The following is an 18,322-nucleotide window of genomic DNA, read 5'->3' as shown; positions in this document are numbered from 1 at the left end:
CGACGGGATGAACGACACCCCTCCTCCCGGCGACCGCATCGCCAAGGTCATCGCCCGCGCCGGGCGCGCGTCGCGGCGCGAGGCGGAGCGGCTGATCGCGGAAGGCCGCGTCCGGGTCAACGGCAAGCTCATCGACAGCCCCGCGCTGAACGTGACGGGCAGCGACCGGATCGAGGTCGACGGCACGACGCTCGCCGCGCCGGATGCGCCGAGGCTCTGGCTTTATCACAAGCCCGCGGGCCTCGTGACCACGAGCAAGGACGAACTTGGTCGCAAGACGATCTTCGACGCCCTGCCCGAGACCATGCCGCGGGTGCTGAGCGTCGGGCGGCTGGACCTCAATTCCGAAGGGCTCCTGCTCCTGACCAATGACGGGGAACTCAAACGGCGGATGGAGCTGCCCGCGACCGGCTGGCTCAGGCGCTACCGCGTCCGCCTGCGCGGCACGCCCGACGAGGCGGCGCTCGCGCCCTTGCGCGAGGGAATGACCGTCGAGGGCGTCGTCTACCAGCCGATGCAGGTCACGCTCGACCGTCAGAAAGGCTCGAACGCGTGGCTGACCATCGGCCTGCGCGAAGGCAAGAACCGCGAGATCCGCCGCGCGCTCGCGGCCCAGGGCTTCGAGGTCAACCGCCTGATTCGCCTGTCTTACGGCCCCTTTCAGCTCGGAAGCCTGAAAAGCGGCGAGGTCGAGGAGATCAAGCCGCGGGTTCTGCGTGACCAACTCGGCCTGGAGGCTCCGGAGCCGACCCCGGCCCCGAAATCGCGCGGAAAATCCGGCCCGAAATCGCGCCGACCGCGCGGCAGAAATTAACGAATCGTTATCTTTCCAGTGCAATTCCATGGGGATGCCGCGTTTTCGCCGCGATTCTCGGTGATCCAAGGAGCATGCTGATCACCGTCATAGCCATTGCCGTCATGTGTCTCTCCGCCGCCGCGGTGGCCATGAACCTGCGCGCAATGGCCTCGGACACTCTGGCGATGGTGCGGGAAGGTGCGGGACGCGCCCTCAGAAACGGGCGGCTCGTGCCCAATCTCGCTTTCGGCAGTCTTTGGGCGATGATCTTCCTGCTGAGCTATTTCTGAGGCTTCCGTGATGCTGCCGCGTGTCTCTTCCTATTCCGGTTCGCTGTCCTCGACGGCCGATACCGGCTTGCCGCTCCTGTTCCTGGCCGCCTGCCCCATGCTTCTGTGGCTCTTCGACGGCTCGGCCACGGCCATCGGCGCGGTGGGCGTGCATTTCGGCCTGATCGCCCTGGCGATCCGCCTGATAACGCGCGGTCGCATCGAAAAGGCGCGCTTTGACGCGGCGAAATCGGCGACCCGCCCGCGGGTGCCGCGCCTGATCCTCGGCGCCATGTCCTTGGGGTTCCTCGTCTTTCTCCTTGCCGCGGGCCAGTTCACGACGCTTGTTCCGGCCCTCGGCTTCGGCGTCGCGGGCACCATCGCGTCCCTTGGCGCCTTCGGCGTGGACCCGCTCCGCCACAAGGGTCTGGACGACCCCGAATACCTCGCCCGCAAGGAAGCCGAGCATGTGATCGCAACAGCCGATGCCGCCCTGGTCAAGGCGGTGACACGCGTCGCGCAGCTCGACGAGCCGGAGCTGACCTTGCGCATCGAATCGGTGCGTTCGGCGATGCTCAGGCTGTTGCGCGCCTGCGGCACCCAGCCCGACGAGGTCGCGAACCTGCGCAAACCGCTCGAACGCTTCATCGAGCTGATCGCTGCGGAGACCGAGCGGCTCGAGACCGAGTTCGCGATCGAGCCCAAGACCGCCGGACGGCGCTACGCCGCGAGAATCGCTCTGCTGAGCGACGGGTTCGAAGCACGGGCACGCCAGAAGAAGAGCCGCACCAGCGCCGACGCCTTCGCATTCGACGCCGACCTGCTTGCCGAGCGTCTCGAAGAACGGCACGCCGCCTGACGATCGGCGCGGTCCGAGGCGGAGAAGACCACCGCTGCCCCTTTTAAGCCTGGGACCGATCGCTTACCTTCCCTCACGAGACGCGGCAAAGTGGCGCGGTCGGTTTCGAGGGGACGCATGTCTGGCAAAGCGGCGCAGAAATTCGCTTATCTGCTCCTTCTCCTTGTGATGAGCGGTCTCGCGACCGGTCTTCTGGGAGGACTCTGAGCCATGGCGCGCCGGTATGGCGGAAGCTACAGCCCCGATCCGGCTGCGCGCCCTGAGCCCGGCGCTCCCCCGGCCTATGCGAACGCTCCGATCAATCAGGTGGGCGCGCGCGCCAACCTGATGGTCGTCCCGCCGATCCTCCTGGCGCTCTTTTCGCTCGGGTCCGGAGCGGCCGGATTGCTCTTCGGCCTCATGGGCGCGGGGCTCTGGCTCGGCGGCGCGTGGATGCTGCGCGAAGGCCTCAAGGCCGAAGCCGCCTTTGCCGAGCGCAAGATCGCCCGCCCGCCGGCGCTGCCGCGCAAGATCCTCGCGGCGCTTCTCTGCGCGGGCGGAGCCGGGCTCGCCACGCTCAGCAACGAGGGCGGCGTGGTCGCGGCGACGCTCTTCGCCATCGTCGCAGGCGGCCTGCATCTCGGCGCCTTCGGCGTCGATCCGATGCGCGGGAAAGGCCTCGAGAGCGTCGATGCCTTCCAGCAGGACCGCGTCGCGAAGGTCGTCGACGAGGCCGAGGCGTATCTCGCCGATATGGCCCGCGCGGTCGAGACGATCCGCGACCGCGCCGTCACCGATCGCGTCGCGCGCTTCCGCATGACCGCGCAAGAGCTCATCCGCACGGTCGAGGACGATCCGCGCGACCTGACCGCGGCGCGCCGCTATCTCGGGGTCTACCTGATGGGCGCGCGCGACGCGGCCCGGAAGTTCTCGGACATCCAGGCACGGCGCGACGACGAGACCGCGAAAGCCGATTTCATCAAGCTGCTCGACGATCTCGAGACCAGCTATGGCAGCAAGACGCAGGCGCTGCTGACCGACAGCAACAGCGATCTGAAAGTGGAAATTGACGTGCTGCGCGACAGGCTGCAGCGCGAAGGCGTGCGGCTCGACCGCTCCGCGACTTAAACGAGGAAAGAGGTACCCATGTCCCAAGAGACCCGCGTCAAGGCGCAGACCGAGGCCGCCGAGATCGAGACGGTCGCCGGAACCACCTTGCCCGAGCCGGTCTCGGCCCAGGAGATCGTGGCGCTGGACACGGCCCCGCAGCCCACCGCCGACGAGATTCGGGCGCGGATGGACGAGATCGACATGGCCGACACCCAGTCCATCGTCTCGTTCGGCTCGGCCGCGCAATCGGAACTTCAGGAAATCAGCCAGTCGATGCTGACCGGTGTGCGCAACAAGGACGTGGGTCCCGCCGGGGACAGCCTGAGATCCATCGTGGCGACCATCCGCGGCTTCTCGGTCTCCGAGCTCGACGTGCGCAAGAACCGCAGCTTCTGGGAACGGCTCCTTGGGCGCGCCGCGCCCTTCGCCAAGTTCACCGCCCGGTTCGAAGAGGTGCAGGGGCAGATCGACCGGATCACCGACGATCTTCTGAAGCACGAGCACACGCTTCTGAAGGACATCAAGTCGCTCGACCTGCTCTACGAAAAGACCCTGCAATTCTACGACGAGCTGGCGCTCTACATCGCCGCGGGCGAGGCCAAGCTCGCCGATCTCGACGCCAAGGACATTCCCGCCAAGGAAGCCGAGGTCGAGGCGGCGCCGGAAGGCGAGCAGGTCATGAAGGCACAGGAGCTGCGCGATCTGCGTGCCGCGCGCGACGATCTCGAACGGCGCGTGCACGACCTCAAGCTGACGCGACAGGTCACCATGCAGTCGCTGCCCTCGATCCGGCTTGTGCAGGAAAACGACAAGAGCCTCGTCACAAAGATCAACTCGACGCTCGTCAACACCGTGCCGCTCTGGGAGACCCAGCTGGCGCAGGCGGTCACCATCCAGCGCTCCGCCGAGGCCGCCGAGGCCGTGCGGGACGCCAACGACCTGACCAACGAGCTGCTGACCGCCAACGCGAAGAACCTGCGCGACAGCAACAAGATCATCCGCGAAGAAATGGAGCGCGGCGTCTTCGACATCGAAGCCGTCAAGAAGGCCAATGCGGACCTGATCGGCACCATCGAGGAAAGCCTCCAGATCGCCGACGAGGGTAAGCGCAAGCGGGCTGAGGCCGAGGCCGATCTCAAGAAGATGGAGGCCGAATTGCGCGACACGCTCGCCTCGGCCAAGTCCCGCCGCGACGGCACCGGGGACACGACCGGCACCTCGGTGCCCCCGGCGTCGCAAAGCTGACGTCGATGGCGCGTTTGGGCATCAAGGCACTGGCCGCGCTGGCATTGGGCGCGCTCTTGATCGGCTGCGCGCCCGGTCTGCCCCCGGCTCCGCCCGACACCAAGCCCCAGGCGCGTCCGAACCGCCCGGCGGCCCCGGTCCGTGCGCCCGAACCGCCTCCTGCCCCGTCGGCCGAAAGCCTCGAGCTTGCGCGCTACTACACCCGGCTCGAGACCGATCTCGTGGCGCAGGGTCTCTTGCGCACCGATGGCGGCGGGGTCGATACGCCCTTCACCGCCACGCAGCTGGTGCGGGATTTCGAGCGGATCGCGCTTGCCGACGAGTATGAAAGCGGCGCGGGCCTCAGGCCCGCCTCCGGCGCGTTGGGGCGGGTCAAGAAATGGACCCAGCCCATCCGCTTCGACACCGAGTTCGGTCCGGCAGTGCCCGCCGAGAAGCGCACCCGCGACCGCGCCGCGCTCGAACGCTATGTCGCGCGGCTCGCACGCGTCACCGGGCACCCGATGTCGTTCTCGGCGGCGAACCCGAACTTCCACGTCCTGTTCATGAGCGAAGACGACCGGGCGCGCCTGACCTCGCGGATCAAATCTCTGGTGCCCGGGATCGACCCGGCCACGCTCGCGGTGCTCAACCGCTTGCCGCGCTCGATCCATTGCCTGGTCATCGCCTTCCCCGAACGCCAGGGCGGCTATTCCTACGGCAAGGCGATCGCTCTGATCCGCTCGGAGCATCCCGAGCTTCTGACCAAGACCTGCATTCACGAAGAGATCGCGCAGGGGCTGGGGCTGGCCAATGACAGCCCCGCGGCCCGCCCGTCGATCTTCAACGATGACGACGAGTTCGCACTTCTGACCACGCATGACGAGCTTCTGCTGCGCATGCTCTACGACGCGCGGCTCAGCCCCGGCATGGACGCGGACGAGGTGCGCCCCATCATTCGCGAGATCGCCGTCGAACTGACCGAGCCCGATCTCGCGACCGCGGGTCCGAGCTGACGCGCCAGAACCAAGGAGACCGTTTCATGGGCATCTTCGACTTCCTCTCCGGGCAGTTCATCGACGTCATTCACTGGACCGATGACACCCGCGACACGATGGTCTGGCGCTTCGAGCGCGAGGGCCACGAGATCAAGTACGGCGCCAAGCTCACCGTGCGCGAGGGACAGGCCGCTGTCTTCGTGCACGAGGGCCAGCTCGCCGATGTCTTCACCCCCGGTCTCTACATGCTCGAGACCAACAACATGCCGATCCTGACGACGCTTCAGCATTGGGATCACGGCTTCAAATCACCGTTCAAGAGCGAGATCTACTTCGTCTCGACCAACCGCTTCACCGATCTCAAATGGGGCACCAAGAACCCGGTGATGCTGCGCGATCCCGAGTTCGGACCGATCCGCCTGCGCGCCTTCGGGACCTACACGATCAAGGTCAGCGATCCGGGCCGGTTCCTGACCGAGATCGTCGGCACCGACGGCGAGTTCACCCGCGACGAGATCAGCTACCAGATCCGCAACATCATCGTGCAGGAGGTCAGCCGCGTCCTGGCCTCCTCCGGCGTGCCGGTGCTCGACATGGCCGCCAACACGCGCGATTTCGGCAAGCTCGTCGCCGACGAGGTGTCGAAGACGCTCTTGACCTACGGGCTGATCATGCCCGAGCTCTATATCGAGAACATCTCCCTGCCGCCCGCGGTCGAGACCGCGCTCGACAAGCGCTCGTCGATGGGCATCGCGGGGGATCTGTCGAAATACCAGCAGTATTCCACCGCCGAGGCGATGACGACCGCGGCTGCCAACCCCGGCAGCGCCGGTGGCGGCATGGGCGCAGGGATCGGCGCGGGTCTCGGCATGGCGATGGGCGCGCAGATGACCCGGCAGGGTCCGTGGGGCGCGGCTCCGGCCAGCGCGGCCCCGCCGCCTCCGCCGGTCGAGCATGTCTGGCACATCGCGCGCAACGGCGCGACCGAGGGCCCGTTCAGCCGCGCGCGGCTCGGGCGCATGGCGCAAGAAGGCGATCTGGCGCGCGACACCTATGTCTGGACGGCGGGTCAGGATGGCTGGATGCGCGCCGAGGATGTGACCGAGCTTGCACAGCTCTTCACGGTTCTCCCCCCGCCGCCGCCCGGAGCCTGACGACCCAAGCTCCGCCGTGTCGGGGCCCCAGACAAGACGAGGACCCGTCATGCCGTCGCAACGCCCTGCCTATTCGGCCCTTCAGATCGGCCTCCACTGGCTGACCGCCCTTCTCGTGATCGCCGCCTGGCTGACAAGCGACGGCATGCACCGGGTTCTCGAGCAGAAACTCGAGGGGAGCTATCAGGGCACACCTCTGCACGTGGCGCTCGGCCTCTCGGTTCTGACCGTGGTCGGCATCCGTCTGGTCGTGCGCCTCCGCGAGGGCGCGCCCGGTCCGCAGGAGGACCTGCCTGTCGCGCATGCCCAGGCGCGGCATTGGGGGCACGTCGCGCTCTACGCTCTCATGATCGGCGTTCCGCTCGGTGGCTTCGCCGCGTGGTTTGCGGGATTGGATGTCGCGAGGCTCGTCCACGGCTTTGCCGGAAACACCCTCCTCGCGCTGGCGGGCGGACATGCCGTGATCGCGCTCTACCATCACTACGTCAGGAAAGACGGCACGCTTCTGCGGATGATGCGGCCCGGCGAGTAAGCCCTCCACCTCGCGCCCCCTCCAAGCTTCGCCCAGGACCCTTTACCATGTCCGATCACACGGCAACTCCGACCGAGAGCGATCACCATTTCCCGTGCCCGCGATGCGGCTCGGATCTCAGGTTCTCGCCCGGCGACGGTAAGCTTGTCTGCGATCATTGCGGCTTCGAAGAGCCCATCTCGGCTGGCGGCCCTTGGGGCGGCAGCATCGCCGAGCTCGATTTCGAGCGCGCCCTGGCCGACCTTCTGCCCCTCCAGGAGATGGAGGTCACGCGCGTCACCACCTGCCCGAACTGCGCCGCCCAGGTCGAGTTCGACCCAGACCAGCACGCCGCCGAATGCCCGTTCTGCGCCACCCCCGTGGTCGCAGACACCGGCACGAACCGGCACATCAAGCCCAAGGGCGTCCTGCCCTTCCAGATCACCGAGGAAGAGGCCCGCTCGGCCATGGGCGCCTGGCTCGGCCAGCTCTGGTTCGCGCCCGGCGGTCTGCAGGATTACGCCCGCAAAGGCCGACGGATGCAGGGCGTCTACGTCCCCTACTGGACCTTCGACGCCGACACGCGGTCAAGCTATCGCGGTGAACGGGGCACGGTCTATTACGAGACGCGCCCCGTCATGCGCGATGGCAAGATGACGACCCAGCGCGTCGCCAAGGTCCGCTGGCGGCCTGCCAGCGGTCGGGTCGCGCGCTTTTTCGATGACGTTCTGGTCATGGCCTCGACCTCGCTCCCCAAGCGGTTCATCGACGCGCTGCCGCCCTGGGACCTCGGCCTTCTCGAGCCCTACCGCCCCGAATTTCTCGCCGGGTTCCGGGCCGAGGCCTACTCCGTCGATCTCGACCAAGGCTTCGTCGAGGCCAAGCAGGCCATGGATCGCCAGATCTCGCGAGACGTGAAATTCGACATCGGCGGGGACCAGCAGCGCATCCACCGGATCGACACCGACATGTCGGACATTACCTTCAAGCACATCCTGCTGCCGATCTGGCTCGCCGCCTACAAGTTCCGCGGCCAGACCTTCCGGATCGTCGTCAACGCCCAGACCGGCCGCGTCCAGGGCGAGCGCCCCTGGTCGACCTGGAAGATCGCGGTGGCGGTTGTGTTGGGCCTGATTGTCGCCGGTGCCGTCGGCTATGTGATGGCTCAGCAGTGAGACACATGAGCGACGCGGGCCTCTCAACTTAGGCGTAATCCATACCGATAGAGTGTCGCTCCACCCCGGTAAGCTTTCGTGCGCCTTGGTGAAGCAGGCAATGACGTCGCCTCATCCGTCCCGATCGGCACCCAGCGAGCGCTGCCACTCAACAGCTGCGAAGATCCCCTCCCCAATCCCGCACTCGCACTCGGCCTTGTGCCCGGGCGGCGCTGAAGGCATGTTTGCGCAAACAGTTGGGAAAGGACCCATCGATGATCCTCTGCTGCGGAGAAGCTCTGATCGACATGCTGCCCCGGGAAAGCCGCGACGGCGAGCCGGCCTTCGCGCCCTATTCCGGAGGGGCGGTGTTCAACACCGCGATCGCGCTCGGGCGGCTGGGTGCGCCCTCGGGGTTCTTCTGCGGGATCTCCAACGATCTCTTCGGCGAACAGCTCATGCGGGCGCTCGAGGCGTCCAATGTCGACGCCTCTCTCGCCGCACGCAGCGACCGACCGACCACCTTGGCCTTCGTGACCCTCACCGACGGCCACGCGAAATATGCGTTCTACGACGAGAACACCGCGGGGCGCATGCTGACCGAGGACGACCTCCCGGCCCTGCCCGATGATCTCAACGCGATCTTTTTCGGCGGGATCAGCCTCGTCTCCGAACCCGCGGCGGATGCCTACGCAGCGCTATCGGAGAAGGCGCAAGGCCAAGCGGTCATCATGATGGACCCCAATATCCGCCCTGGCTTCATTCGGGACGAGGCGCGCTACCGCGCCCGGATCGAGGCGATGCTGTCCCGGGCGGATATCGTGAAGGTCTCGGATGAGGACATGGACTGGCTTGGCACCACGGCCGAGGACATCCTCGCCGCGGGCGCAACACTTGTTCTCGTCACGCGCGGCGCCGAAGGGGTCGACGCGGTGACCCGGGACGGCACGATGCGGGTGCCGGCCAAGCCCGCGAACGTGATCGACACCGTAGGTGCGGGCGACACGTTCAACGCGGGCCTCCTGGCGGGACTCTGGCGCGACAAACTGCTGACGCGCGATGCGCTCGGCGCCGCGTCCCATGACGACTTGCGTCCCGCTGTCTCGCTCGGAGCGGCGGCGGCGGCGGTGACCGTCAGCCGGGCGGGCGCAAATCCGCCCTGGGACCACGAATTGTGAGGGCGCTGCTTCAGCGTGTCTCCGAGGCGTCGGTCTCGGTCGACGGCCAGATTATCGGAGAGATCGGCCCCGGCCTTCTGATCCTCGTCTGTGCCATGCAGGGCGATGGTGACGAGGCAGCGACCGCATTGGCCACCAAGATCTCGAAACTGCGCATCTTCCGCGACGAGGCGGGCAAGATGAACAGATCGGTGACAGATGCGGGCGGCTCGGTCCTTGTCGTCAGCCAGTTCACGCTCGCCGCGGACACGAGCCGAGGCAACCGGCCGGGGTTTTCGACCGCCGCGCCGCCAGCCGAGGGCGAGCGGCTCTATCTCCACTTCGCCGAGGCGCTTAGGGATTTGGGGCTGCCAGTCGAGACGGGAGAGTTCGGCGCGGACATGAAGGTGTCGCTCGTGAACGACGGCCCCGTGACCATCTGGATGGACAGCGACGCGTAAGCCGGACGCGTTATCTGAGCCGCGTGATTTCCCTCACGCGCTCCCGTTAGATCACGGCTCGCGCAGGGCTTCGCGGCTCTTCCAGAGCGGTTTGGCGAGATAGCTCAGAACCGTCTTCTCGCCGGTCATCAGCTCGGCCTGCGCCTGCATGCCCGGACGCAGCGAAATCGCGCGTGCCCGACCATCGAGGGCGTCCGGTTCAAGCTCGACCAGAACCTTGTAATGCGGGCGGCTCTCGCGGTCGTCCGGATCGGTCGTGGTATCGGCGGACACGACGCTGACGCGGCCGGGCAGCGCTCCGAAGATCGTGTAGTCATACGCGGTCAGCTTGATATTCGCCTCCTGCCCGCTGCGTATATGCGCAATATCCTCAGGGCGTACACGCGCCTCGACAAAGAGCGCGTCGTCTATCGGCGTGATCTGGAGAAGCTCTTCGCCCGGACGCACGACACCGCCGATGGTCGTGACCGAGATCGTGTTGACCACACCCGGCATCGGGGCACGCAGAACCGTCCGTGCCAACTGATCCTCGGAGGCGCGGAGCGTCTGGCGCAGCGTCGCAAGTTCGCGCAGCGTGTCCGCATGGGCCTGCGCGCGATCGAGCTCGGATTGGGTCACGATCTCCTCGTAGCGCAGGCGCGCGTCGGCATGCGCCTTGCGAGCGCGGGTCACCTCGATCAGCGCGACGACCTCTTCGGCGAAGAGCTTTTCCATCAGCTCGCGCTCGGCCTCGGCCTGATCCAGAACCGCGCGGGCGCCGCTGGCGCGCGCGGCGAAATCCTCGGTCCGGGCGAGCAAAAGCGCGCGTTCGGAGGCCGCGATCAGCGGGTTCCGGTCAGACAAAGAGGCGGGAATGTCGAAGGACGACATCCCCGCCAGTTCTGCCTCGAGCCGCAGACGGCGAATCTCGAGAGCGGTGATCTGATCGCCGAGGTCGCCGACCTCGGAGCTGAAACGGGTGCCGTGCAGACGCGCGAGGATTTGCCCCTCGGCGACGATGTCGCCTTCGCGCACCAGAAGCTCCTCGAGGATTCCGCCCTCGAGATTCTGGATGATCTGCGGACGCGAAGACGACACGATCTCGCCTTCGGCCCGCACGATCTCGTCGAGGCTCGCCACCGCGGACCACCCGATAAAGGTCGCGACGGCCCCCGCCACGAGCCATGTCATCCGCGACGGCCCCTTGAGGGTTTCGCCAAGCTGGCGGTCGAGATCGGTCAGCGTCGCGCTCATGCCTCAGCCCTCCCCGTTCGCCGCGCGGGCAAGATGGTCGAGCACCTCGCGCTTCGGCCCGTCGACCGCGAGCTTGCCGCCCGACAGGATGACGGTGCGCTCCACGAGGCTCAGGATCGGCACGCGATGGGTCGCGATGATTGCCGTGCGACCGTCGAGCCAGGTCTCGAGACGCGACACCAAGGTCTTCTCCAGCGTCTGGTCGAGCGCCGCGGTCGGCTCGTCGAGCAGACATACCGCGGGGTCCTGCAGCCAGAGACGCGCCCAGCCGACCGACTGCCGCTGCCCGACGGACAAGCCCGCGCCACCGTCGCCGATGACAAGGTCCAGACCTTCCGGATGGGCTTTCACGAACTGGCCGAGTCCTGCGAAATCAAGCGCTTCGTAGAGACGCGCGTCGTCCGTATCGGGGTTCGCAAGCGTCAGGTTCTCGCGCAGACTGCCGGAGAAGAGCCGCACATCTTGGCCGAGATACCCGATCCCGCGCCGCAGGTCGCGCGGATCGATCTGCGCCATCTCGACACCGTCGAGCAACAGCCGCCCGCTCTCTTGCGGATAAAGCCCCGAGAGCACCTTGAGGAAGGTGGATTTGCCGGAGCCGTTGGCGCCCAGAACCGCGACGCGCTGCCCGGCAGGAATGGCCAGGGCCGTCAGATCGAGCGCCGGAGCGCCCTCGCGATAGCGGAACGTCACGCCGCGCAACTCGAACCGGCCGTCAAGGTTCGGGCGGCGCAGATAGGTGCGCGCGGCATCGCGATCCTGCGGCGCGTCCGCGATCTCGTCCAGCGCATCGAGCGCGGTTTTCACATTGGACCAGCGTGCCAGGATGCCGGTCAGTTGCGTGAGCGGAGCCAAGGTGCGCGAGGTCAAGATGCCCGTCGCGATGATCGCGCCCACCGTGAAACTGCCCGAAAAGACAAGATAGGTCCCGGCGATCACGGCCCCGATATAGGTCGCCTGCTGCACACCCTGCGCCCAGACGGTGAGCGCCGCGGCAAGCCGTCGCTGGTCGGAGCTTTTCAGCGCCTGGACGGCGGTCAGCTCGGCCCAGAGACGCTCCATTCGCGCTTCGCCGCGCTGGGTCTTGAGCGTGTCGAGATCGCCGACCACCTCCTGCAGGAGCCGCGATTGCCGGACCGAGGCGCCCTGCATATCCTCGGTCATCCGGACCATGCGGCGCTGCATCAGAAGGCCCGGCAGGATCATCAGCGCGGCTCCGGCCAGCACGAGCCAGACCACGGGCCCAGCGATCACCGCGATGAGGACAAGGAAGATGGCGAGGAACGGCAGGTCCGCCAGCGCCCCGACGGTCGAGGCGGTGAAGAACTCTCTCACGGAGCCGAAATCCCGCATCGCGGCAAAGAGGCGCGCCGGAGATTTGGCCGCGATGTCGGACCGCATACCCGCGAGGCGCGCCATGAGGTGACGCTGGGCCGCGGCCTCCAGTTGCCGCCCCGTCCCGTCCAGCAGCCGCCCCCGCGCCAGCTTGAGCGCGCCCTCGAAGATCAGCGCCGCCATGGCTCCGGCAGCCAGAACCCAGAGGGTTGCCTCGGATTGATGCGGGATGACGCGATCATAGACCTGAAGCGCGAAAAGAGCTGTGGATACTGCCAGTATATTTGCAACAAAGGAGCCGATAGCGACTTCGGAGAGCGGCTTTCTGAAGCGGGCGAAGAGGCCCCAGAACCAGTGAGCGTCCCGGGCCGACGATGTCAGCTTTTCCGCGATGTTTGCGATGGGCGGCTCACCCTGAACCCAGAGGCCGGAGAAATACTCTAGAAATACCTCGCGTTCGATTGACGTAGGCTCGCCTGCAGTCTGCGGGTCGACAGCGATGATCTCATCGCCTTCGACCCCAAGAACCAGAGTGATTTCGCCAGACTTCAGAACCGCAAGCGCCGGGAGTTCAACGTCACCAGGAGCCGCCCTGTGTTTCGTCGCAATTAGTCCCGCAGCGCGGGCACCGGCAAGCGCGGCGTCGGCGGCACTGCGCTCGCGTCCAACCGCGTCTCGAATATCGCTCAGAACCGGCTCGAGGCCTCTGCGACGGGCAAGTCGCCGGATCGCTTCGGCGCATGCGTCCGCATCCGCTAGGGCAATCTGCCCGCCATCATCCGCACCGCCCTTCCCCAAGATCGCCCCGAGAATGCTGCGGCCTGCGGTCTGAGCGAGAGCGATCACAGCGCGCCCCCATCCACCAGCTGACCGCGCATGTGGGCGATCGCGATATCGGTGCGCGCCAACCGATATTTCAGGTCAATCGCGGATTCGAGCGCCGATGCATATGTCTCGTATACACCGACGACATCCATCACGCGCCGCTGACCGTAATCGTACTGCTTCTGAAACTGGTCGAGATTGGCCTTCGCCGCGCGGGTCAGCCCCTCGGCCTCCTCCCCCTGGCGCTTCAAGGCGCTGCGGTCCCGCTCCAAGGATGCGAGCCTGCGATTGGCGTCCTCGCGCGCTTCCGCGACGCGCTTGACCGCGGCCTCCTTGCGCGCTTCCAGCGCCTCGAGCGAAGCCGGCGTCCCGAAGCCGAACCCGGTCTCGGCCTCGACGCCCAGCGCCGATTGCGTCTCGCGGCCATCAAACGCGGCGCTTGCCGAAAGTCCGGGCAGATGGGCGGCGCGGTCGATCCGCACCTGCGCCACCGCGATGTCACGCTCGGCCTCGGCGCGACGCACGGCCAGCGGGTCCACCGGCGAGGACGGCGCCACCGATCCGATGCCGTGAAGGTCGGAGAGCGGGCGCGCCGACATCGCGGCCAACTCGGCCTCCGCCGAGAGCGCGCGCTCTTTCGCACGATCGCGATTGGCGCGGATATCGGCGAGCTTCTGGCGCAGGATATTAAGGTCGGAAGGATCGGACACGCCGCCCTCGACACGACGCAGCATGACATGCTCGAAGCGGCTCATGTCACCCAGCGCCCGGTCGAAATGCGCGCTGGCCTCGCGACCTTCCTCGCGGTCGAGATAGAGGGTCAGCGCGTCGTGGACGCGATCGTTGCCGTCTTCCACCAAGTCGACGGCGGCGAGCTCGACCTCGCCCCGGGCGCGCTCGCGCTCGGCTTCCTTGCGGCCGTGATCGAACAGCACCTGGTTCAACACGAGATCGCTGACCACGTCGCCGAGACCGGTCAGCGTGATCCGCGGACCGATCGTCGGCAGCCAGTTCTTGTCGGCCGCCTTGCGACGCAGCTCGGCCGCGCGCAGCTCGGCCTCGGCCACCCGCGCATCCGCCGCCATGACCGACGCCGCGACCTCGGCATAAGACGAGCCGGGCACCAGCACGCTCCGGCGCGCGACGAGATCCGAGATCAGGGGCGAGCGATACTCGGTCGATTGCGGCTCAGGCGTTTGCGCGTCGGTGGAGAGGTCGGCCGGGGTCGATGCCGCGGCGGGAGATTCGGCAAGCGGAGATTGCCCGAAGCGCGTCGCCGCCTCCGGGCTCACCGAGCCCAGGCAGCCCGACAGCGCCAGCGTCGCGGTCAATGCCGCAACGCCGTTATGCCGTCTTGCACATGCCATCCGTCGCCTCCGCAATCGCTGTGCCCCGAAGGGCGGCCGCGCGCCGGGAGACCCGGCGCACGCTGCGATCAGATCACCACCTGGGTGATGTCGTCGTCGATCTTCAGAACCGCGTCGCCGAAGGCGAAGGTGTTGAAGGTCTCGCCGTTCACGGTCTCGGTGCCGGTTGCCTCGGCGCCGGAGATGGTCACCACGTCGTCGGCCCCGCCGATCACCGTCAGCTCGTCGCCATCCGCCGCAAGCGCCTTGATCTGCGCCTCGGTGATGGTGAGCTGGCTTTCCTCGGCGAACTGGAGGTCGATCACACCGATCTCGTACTCCGACAGCGTCTGCGCCAGCGCATCCGTCATCGCCACTTCCGAGGTCGTCGTGTCGTCAACCACGAGGTAGGTGCCCGCGGTGTTGCCCGCCGCGTCCGTCGTGGTCACGACGAGATGCGAGCCGTCCGGCACGACCTCGGTGAAGCCCAGGGCGGTTTCGCCGAGCGCGACCAGATCGGCCGAGGAGAAGTCCACCTCGCTCACCGATCCGTCGGCCTCGACATGGCCGAGCGCGACCTCGGCCTCGGTGCTCTCGATCGAGATGCCGCGCAGGCCGGTGTGATCGCGGGTATAGCTCTCGATCACCGGCGCGTCGGGCGCGATGGTGTCAAAGGTGATCGATTGGCTGAGCGTGGCGCTGTTGCCGGCGCGGTCGGTGGCGACCGCCGTCAGCGTGGCCGAGGTCTCGCCTGCCGGAAGCTCGGAGGCGGCGAAGCTCACCGACCAGCTGCCCGAAGCGGACACGGTCGCGGCATGGCTGACGCCCGCCAGGGTGACCATCACCGTCGAGCCGGGCTCGACCGTTCCGGTGAGGATGAGGCCTTCCGCCGCTTCGGCGAAGTTCACCACGCCGTCGGCGCCGCCGGGCGTTCCGAGCATCTGGAAGTTGCGAACGATGGTGTCGACGTCAAAGGCGGTCTGGGCAGACGATGCGTTCCCCGCGCCGTCGACGGTCGAGACCGCCAGCGTCGCGCCGTATTCCCCGGCCTCGAAGACCGAGGAGGGCACCGTCACTGACCAGCTTCCACCCGCGCCGGTCACCACCTGCGTGGTGAAGGCGCCATAGCTGAACGAGATTACCGCGCCCGGCGTCGAGCTGCCGGTCACGAGGATCCCGGCCCCGGCTTCGGCGGCGTTGACGATATTGTCGCTCGTCACCGGGTCGATGGTCAGCGGATGCGGATCGGTGTCGACGACGATGGTGTCGCCGATCACGGTCGCATTGCCGAACGCGTCGGTCGATATGACGGATATTTCGCGGGTATACGTGCCCATCTCGAGGATCGAGGTGGTCGCCAGGAACTGCCAGCTGCCGGTCTCGGACACGGTCGCGGTGTAGCTTGCGCCGTCGATGGTGATGGTCACGGTCGCGCCGGGCTCGGTGGTGCCGGTCAGGATCTGGCCGCCCTCGTAGCCCGCGAGGTTCAGCAGCCCGCCGGTGCCACCGGTGCCGGAGAGGATCGTGAGCTCCGGTGCGATGGTGTCGATCTCGATGGTCGGGCCGTCGAGCTGCGAGGTGGTGCCATCATCCTCGTTGACGACGACGTCGACCTCGTAGGTGCCGTCCTCGGGGAAGTTCTCGCCGTCGAAAACCGCCTCCCAGGTGTCGTCATCCTTGGCGATCACGGTCACCTGCTCGTCGCCGATGGTGACGACCACTTCCGAGCCGCCCTCGGCAGTGCCGGTGATCGCGATGAACTCGTCATCCTCGCCGTTGAGCGAGATGCCGCCATCGGCATTGTTGACAGTCGGATCGACGCGCTCGTCCCCGCCGTTGCCGCTGGAATTGCTGCCGCCGCCATCGCCGTCGCCGCCGGCCGAGCCAAGAAGCGCCGCGCCGCCGACGGCCGCGCCGCCTGCGCCGAGCGTCGTGAGCAGGCCCGAGCCGCCCAGAAGGCCGGTCGCCAGCATGCTGACATCCTCTTCAGAGGCCGCGTCGCCGTCGAGATAGGTCGCCGCAACCACCTGCGGCTCGTCGAGGAAGATCAGGCTCTCCGACGGGGTCCACTTGCCCCAGGCTTCCGCCGGGGCGTAGCTCGCCAGGAGAACGCCGCCGCCCCCGTCGACCAGCATCACTTCGCTGAGCTGCCCGCTGGCGCTCAGGAACAGGCGCTGCTCGGCGCCCGGGGCGAAGTATCCGTCCAGGACGACGACCCGGCCATCGGCCAGCGTCATCTGCAGGTCGTTCCCGACGCGGTCATAGCCGCGCACGTCGGACGCATTCAAATGGACGGAAATCTCACTGCCCGGTTGGGCCGTGATCGCGAAAGTCTCACCGGTTTCGGAGATCTTGCCACGCTGGACCGCACCCATGGGGGTGCGAGTCACGAAATCGATCGTGCTCATACTTTTCACCGCTCTGCCTCAAACAGCGGTCTTTTTTGCGACCGCCCACTTATTGCCATCTGGGTTACAGAGTTTCGCCTCATTCGCCAAAAGAAAAATTTCCAGCGCCGTGAGAAAATCCCCCTGCCCCGCATGCGGTGTGTCTTTGAGACATCGAAATCAATGACATCGGTGCCGCGACGGGTGCCGGTCACGCCACCTTTTATGGAAAATTGCGCGACGCCGTCCTATCTGGCAGAGGGGCCGGGACCGAAGACGCGGACAGGACGCCCGCGACAGCAGGAGACGGAATGACCGCATCGAGCCAGAGTTTCGAGCCCGCGAGCTGCGACGATCGCCCTCTGCGCGCCGCGCTCGGACGGTTCGCGACGGGCGTGACGGTGGTGACCTGCCAGACCGAGGACGGCCCTCTCGGGATCACGGCGAACAGCTTCGCCAGCGTCTCCCTCGATCCGCCGCTGGTGCTCTGGTCCCCGGCAAAGGGATCGGCGCGCTTTCCCTTCTTCGCCGCTGCGGACCGCTACGCGATCCACGTGCTCGGGGCCGAGCAGGCCGAGCTGTGCCGCGCCTTCGCCCGGAACGGAGACTCCTTCGGACGCTTCGCATGGCGCGAAAGCGCGGGTGGCGTGCCGCTGCTGGAGAACTGCCTGGCGCGGTTCGAATGTGACAAGGTCGCCGAGCATGAGGGCGGCGATCATGTCATCGTCGTCGGGCGGGTCACCCGCGTCACGACACGGCCGGGCGCCCCGCTGCTGTTTTTCGGCGGCGCCTATGGGGCCTTCTCTGCCGAGGACTGACCGATCACGCCGCCTGACGCTCGACCCGCTCGGCCGTGCGCCCGAAGGCCGCTTCGAACCACGACCGTGAGACCGCAGGCGAGAGCCCCGCACTGGCCGCGACCCGCGCCCGCGCCTCGGCGCTGAACTCCCAGAGACCCACGGAGATGCGCGCGCGGCCCTCGCCGGTGCTGCCGAGCACATCCGGAGACGCCCCGATGCGGCTGTAGATCCGCACCATCCGCGCATCGAACACACCGACATAGTGTTTCACGCCAAACCCCTGCATGACCTCGCCGCCCGCCAGCATGAGTGCCGCCGCCGTGCCCGCGCAGGTCTCGCGCGCCAGGCAGAACCGCGTGCATTCCCAGATCAGCGGGCTCTCGATCAGGACGCCGCCGGTGAGATCCCCGAAATGATCGTTAACCATGGTCCGCCCCGTGGTCGGCAGAAGCCGCATCGAGCCGCCATGGCTGCCATCGGGCCGTTCCCAGATCACGTAGAGCGGGTTCAGCGCGTCATACTCGTCCCGCTCTTCGCCATTCCCGTCGACCGCGACCTCCCATCCGAGCCGGGTGTGGAACTGATCGGCCCGATCGCGGAACATGGTGTCCCGGAGGCGCGGAAACCGGTCGAGATCGGCGGCGTAGACGTAACGGATCATGGCGTGCTCCCTGCTGATGACGGGAACGATCCTGCACAGACCAGAATTAAGACCGGATTGACG

The 18,322-nt window shown here is 67.1% G+C and carries 17 protein-coding genes; 12 read left to right on the top strand and 5 right to left on the bottom strand.

Features of this window, described 5'->3' with window-relative positions; all coding sequences use genetic code 11:
• Window positions 1-7 precede the first annotated feature (7 nt).
• From ACFQ4E_RS04335 to dtd, 11 genes are all read left to right on the top strand, one after another.
• Window positions 8-814 (top strand): pseudouridine synthase, encoded by an 807-nt coding sequence (locus tag ACFQ4E_RS04335; protein WP_386801711.1) that lies wholly within the window; start codon window positions 8-10, stop codon window positions 812-814.
• A gap of 74 nt (window positions 815-888) precedes the next feature.
• Window positions 889-1,086 carry a hypothetical protein gene (locus ACFQ4E_RS04330; RefSeq protein WP_386801710.1) on the top strand — a complete coding sequence of 66 codons (198 nt, stop codon included), beginning with the start codon at window positions 889-891 and terminating at the stop codon, window positions 1,084-1,086.
• 10 nt (window positions 1,087-1,096) lie between these two features.
• Window positions 1,097-1,924 (top strand): hypothetical protein, encoded by an 828-nt coding sequence (locus tag ACFQ4E_RS04325; RefSeq protein ID WP_386801709.1) that lies wholly within the window; start codon window positions 1,097-1,099, stop codon window positions 1,922-1,924.
• A gap of 210 nt (window positions 1,925-2,134) precedes the next feature.
• Window positions 2,135-3,031: a 5-bromo-4-chloroindolyl phosphate hydrolysis family protein gene (locus tag ACFQ4E_RS04320; protein ID WP_386801708.1), complete on the top strand. Its 897-nt coding sequence runs from the start codon at window positions 2,135-2,137 to the stop codon at window positions 3,029-3,031.
• An 18-nt stretch (window positions 3,032-3,049) separates the two neighbouring features.
• Window positions 3,050-4,258, top strand: a complete 1,209-nt coding sequence (locus ACFQ4E_RS04315; RefSeq protein ID WP_386801707.1) for a toxic anion resistance protein — start codon at window positions 3,050-3,052, stop codon at window positions 4,256-4,258.
• Between the two features lie 5 nt (window positions 4,259-4,263).
• The gene (locus tag ACFQ4E_RS04310; RefSeq protein ID WP_386801706.1) at window positions 4,264-5,253 is read left to right on the top strand and encodes a DUF2927 domain-containing protein; all 990 of its coding nucleotides are present in this window, start codon (window positions 4,264-4,266) and stop codon (window positions 5,251-5,253) included.
• A gap of 26 nt (window positions 5,254-5,279) precedes the next feature.
• Window positions 5,280-6,389 carry an SPFH domain-containing protein gene (locus ACFQ4E_RS04305; RefSeq protein WP_386801705.1) on the top strand — a complete coding sequence of 370 codons (1,110 nt, stop codon included), beginning with the start codon at window positions 5,280-5,282 and terminating at the stop codon, window positions 6,387-6,389.
• A 49-nt stretch (window positions 6,390-6,438) separates the two neighbouring features.
• Window positions 6,439-6,921, top strand: coding sequence for a cytochrome b (locus tag ACFQ4E_RS04300; RefSeq protein WP_386801704.1), 483 nt, complete (start codon window positions 6,439-6,441; stop codon window positions 6,919-6,921).
• 47 nt (window positions 6,922-6,968) lie between these two features.
• Entirely contained in the window at window positions 6,969-8,075 is a 1,107-nt protein-coding gene (locus tag ACFQ4E_RS04295; protein WP_386801703.1) for a TFIIB-type zinc finger domain-containing protein, read from the top strand.
• 254 nt (window positions 8,076-8,329) lie between these two features.
• The gene (locus ACFQ4E_RS04290; protein ID WP_386801702.1) at window positions 8,330-9,232 is read left to right on the top strand and encodes a carbohydrate kinase family protein; all 903 of its coding nucleotides are present in this window, start codon (window positions 8,330-8,332) and stop codon (window positions 9,230-9,232) included.
• On the top strand, window positions 9,229-9,672 hold the full coding sequence (gene dtd, locus ACFQ4E_RS04285; protein ID WP_386801701.1) for a D-aminoacyl-tRNA deacylase: 444 nt from the start codon (window positions 9,229-9,231) through the stop codon (window positions 9,670-9,672). Before ACFQ4E_RS04290 ends, dtd begins: the two co-directional genes overlap by 4 nt.
• A 51-nt stretch (window positions 9,673-9,723) precedes the next feature.
• On the opposite strand, the gene ACFQ4E_RS04280 is transcribed toward dtd, so the two are convergent.
• The 4 genes from ACFQ4E_RS04280 to ACFQ4E_RS04265 all read right to left on the bottom strand — a co-directional run bounded on the left by ACFQ4E_RS04280 (window position 9,724) and on the right by ACFQ4E_RS04265 (window position 16,819).
• Window positions 9,724-10,905 carry an HlyD family efflux transporter periplasmic adaptor subunit gene (locus ACFQ4E_RS04280; RefSeq protein WP_386801700.1) on the bottom strand — a complete coding sequence of 394 codons (1,182 nt, stop codon included), beginning with the start codon at window positions 10,903-10,905 and terminating at the stop codon, window positions 9,724-9,726.
• Window positions 10,906-10,908: 3 nt separating this feature from the next.
• A complete protein-coding gene (locus ACFQ4E_RS04275) occupies window positions 10,909-13,086 on the bottom strand; it encodes an ATP-binding cassette domain-containing protein (protein ID WP_386801699.1) in 2,178 nt (725 codons plus the stop codon).
• Entirely contained in the window at window positions 13,083-14,432 is a 1,350-nt protein-coding gene (locus tag ACFQ4E_RS04270) for a TolC family protein (protein ID WP_386801698.1), read from the bottom strand. Before ACFQ4E_RS04270 ends, ACFQ4E_RS04275 begins: the two co-directional genes overlap by 4 nt.
• A gap of 68 nt (window positions 14,433-14,500) precedes the next feature.
• Window positions 14,501-16,819, bottom strand: a complete 2,319-nt coding sequence (locus ACFQ4E_RS04265) for an Ig-like domain-containing protein (RefSeq protein ID WP_386801697.1) — start codon at window positions 16,817-16,819, stop codon at window positions 14,501-14,503.
• Window positions 16,820-17,109: 290 nt separating this feature from the next.
• Here ACFQ4E_RS04265 and ACFQ4E_RS04260 point away from each other — a divergent pair, with 290 nt between their 5' ends.
• Window positions 17,110-17,616 carry a flavin reductase family protein gene (locus tag ACFQ4E_RS04260; protein WP_386801696.1) on the top strand — a complete coding sequence of 169 codons (507 nt, stop codon included), beginning with the start codon at window positions 17,110-17,112 and terminating at the stop codon, window positions 17,614-17,616.
• Window positions 17,617-17,620: 4 nt separating this feature from the next.
• Here ACFQ4E_RS04260 and ACFQ4E_RS04255 read toward each other — a convergent pair whose 3' ends face one another.
• On the bottom strand, window positions 17,621-18,259 hold the full coding sequence (locus ACFQ4E_RS04255; protein ID WP_386801695.1) for an acyl-homoserine-lactone synthase: 639 nt from the start codon (window positions 18,257-18,259) through the stop codon (window positions 17,621-17,623).
• Between the last annotated feature and the right edge of the window lie 63 nt (window positions 18,260-18,322).

Source organism: Litorisediminicola beolgyonensis (assembly GCF_042679605.1).
In the GTDB taxonomy this organism is placed as follows: domain Bacteria; phylum Pseudomonadota; class Alphaproteobacteria; order Rhodobacterales; family Rhodobacteraceae; genus Litorisediminicola; species Litorisediminicola beolgyonensis.
This window is presented reverse-complemented; position numbering and strand designations above follow the sequence as displayed.

Coding starts and splice junctions, on each gene's coding strand:
- ACFQ4E_RS04310 (WP_386801706.1), top strand. CDS start 4,264: ATGGCGCGTTTGGGCATCAAGGCACTGGCCGCGCTGGCATTGGGCGCG.
- ACFQ4E_RS04320 (WP_386801708.1), top strand. CDS start 2,135: ATGGCGCGCCGGTATGGCGGAAGCTACAGCCCCGATCCGGCTGCGCGC.
- ACFQ4E_RS04300 (WP_386801704.1), top strand. CDS start 6,439: ATGCCGTCGCAACGCCCTGCCTATTCGGCCCTTCAGATCGGCCTCCAC.
- ACFQ4E_RS04335 (WP_386801711.1), top strand. CDS start 8: ATGAACGACACCCCTCCTCCCGGCGACCGCATCGCCAAGGTCATCGCC.
- ACFQ4E_RS04290 (WP_386801702.1), top strand. CDS start 8,330: ATGATCCTCTGCTGCGGAGAAGCTCTGATCGACATGCTGCCCCGGGAA.
- ACFQ4E_RS04325 (WP_386801709.1), top strand. CDS start 1,097: ATGCTGCCGCGTGTCTCTTCCTATTCCGGTTCGCTGTCCTCGACGGCC.
- ACFQ4E_RS04330 (WP_386801710.1), top strand. CDS start 889: ATGCTGATCACCGTCATAGCCATTGCCGTCATGTGTCTCTCCGCCGCC.
- ACFQ4E_RS04265 (WP_386801697.1), bottom strand. CDS start 16,819: ATGAGCACGATCGATTTCGTGACTCGCACCCCCATGGGTGCGGTCCAG.
- ACFQ4E_RS04260 (WP_386801696.1), top strand. CDS start 17,110: ATGACCGCATCGAGCCAGAGTTTCGAGCCCGCGAGCTGCGACGATCGC.
- ACFQ4E_RS04255 (WP_386801695.1), bottom strand. CDS start 18,259: ATGATCCGTTACGTCTACGCCGCCGATCTCGACCGGTTTCCGCGCCTC.
- ACFQ4E_RS04270 (WP_386801698.1), bottom strand. CDS start 14,432: ATGGCATGTGCAAGACGGCATAACGGCGTTGCGGCATTGACCGCGACG.
- ACFQ4E_RS04295 (WP_386801703.1), top strand. CDS start 6,969: ATGTCCGATCACACGGCAACTCCGACCGAGAGCGATCACCATTTCCCG.
- ACFQ4E_RS04305 (WP_386801705.1), top strand. CDS start 5,280: ATGGGCATCTTCGACTTCCTCTCCGGGCAGTTCATCGACGTCATTCAC.
- ACFQ4E_RS04280 (WP_386801700.1), bottom strand. CDS start 10,905: ATGAGCGCGACGCTGACCGATCTCGACCGCCAGCTTGGCGAAACCCTC.
- ACFQ4E_RS04315 (WP_386801707.1), top strand. CDS start 3,050: ATGTCCCAAGAGACCCGCGTCAAGGCGCAGACCGAGGCCGCCGAGATC.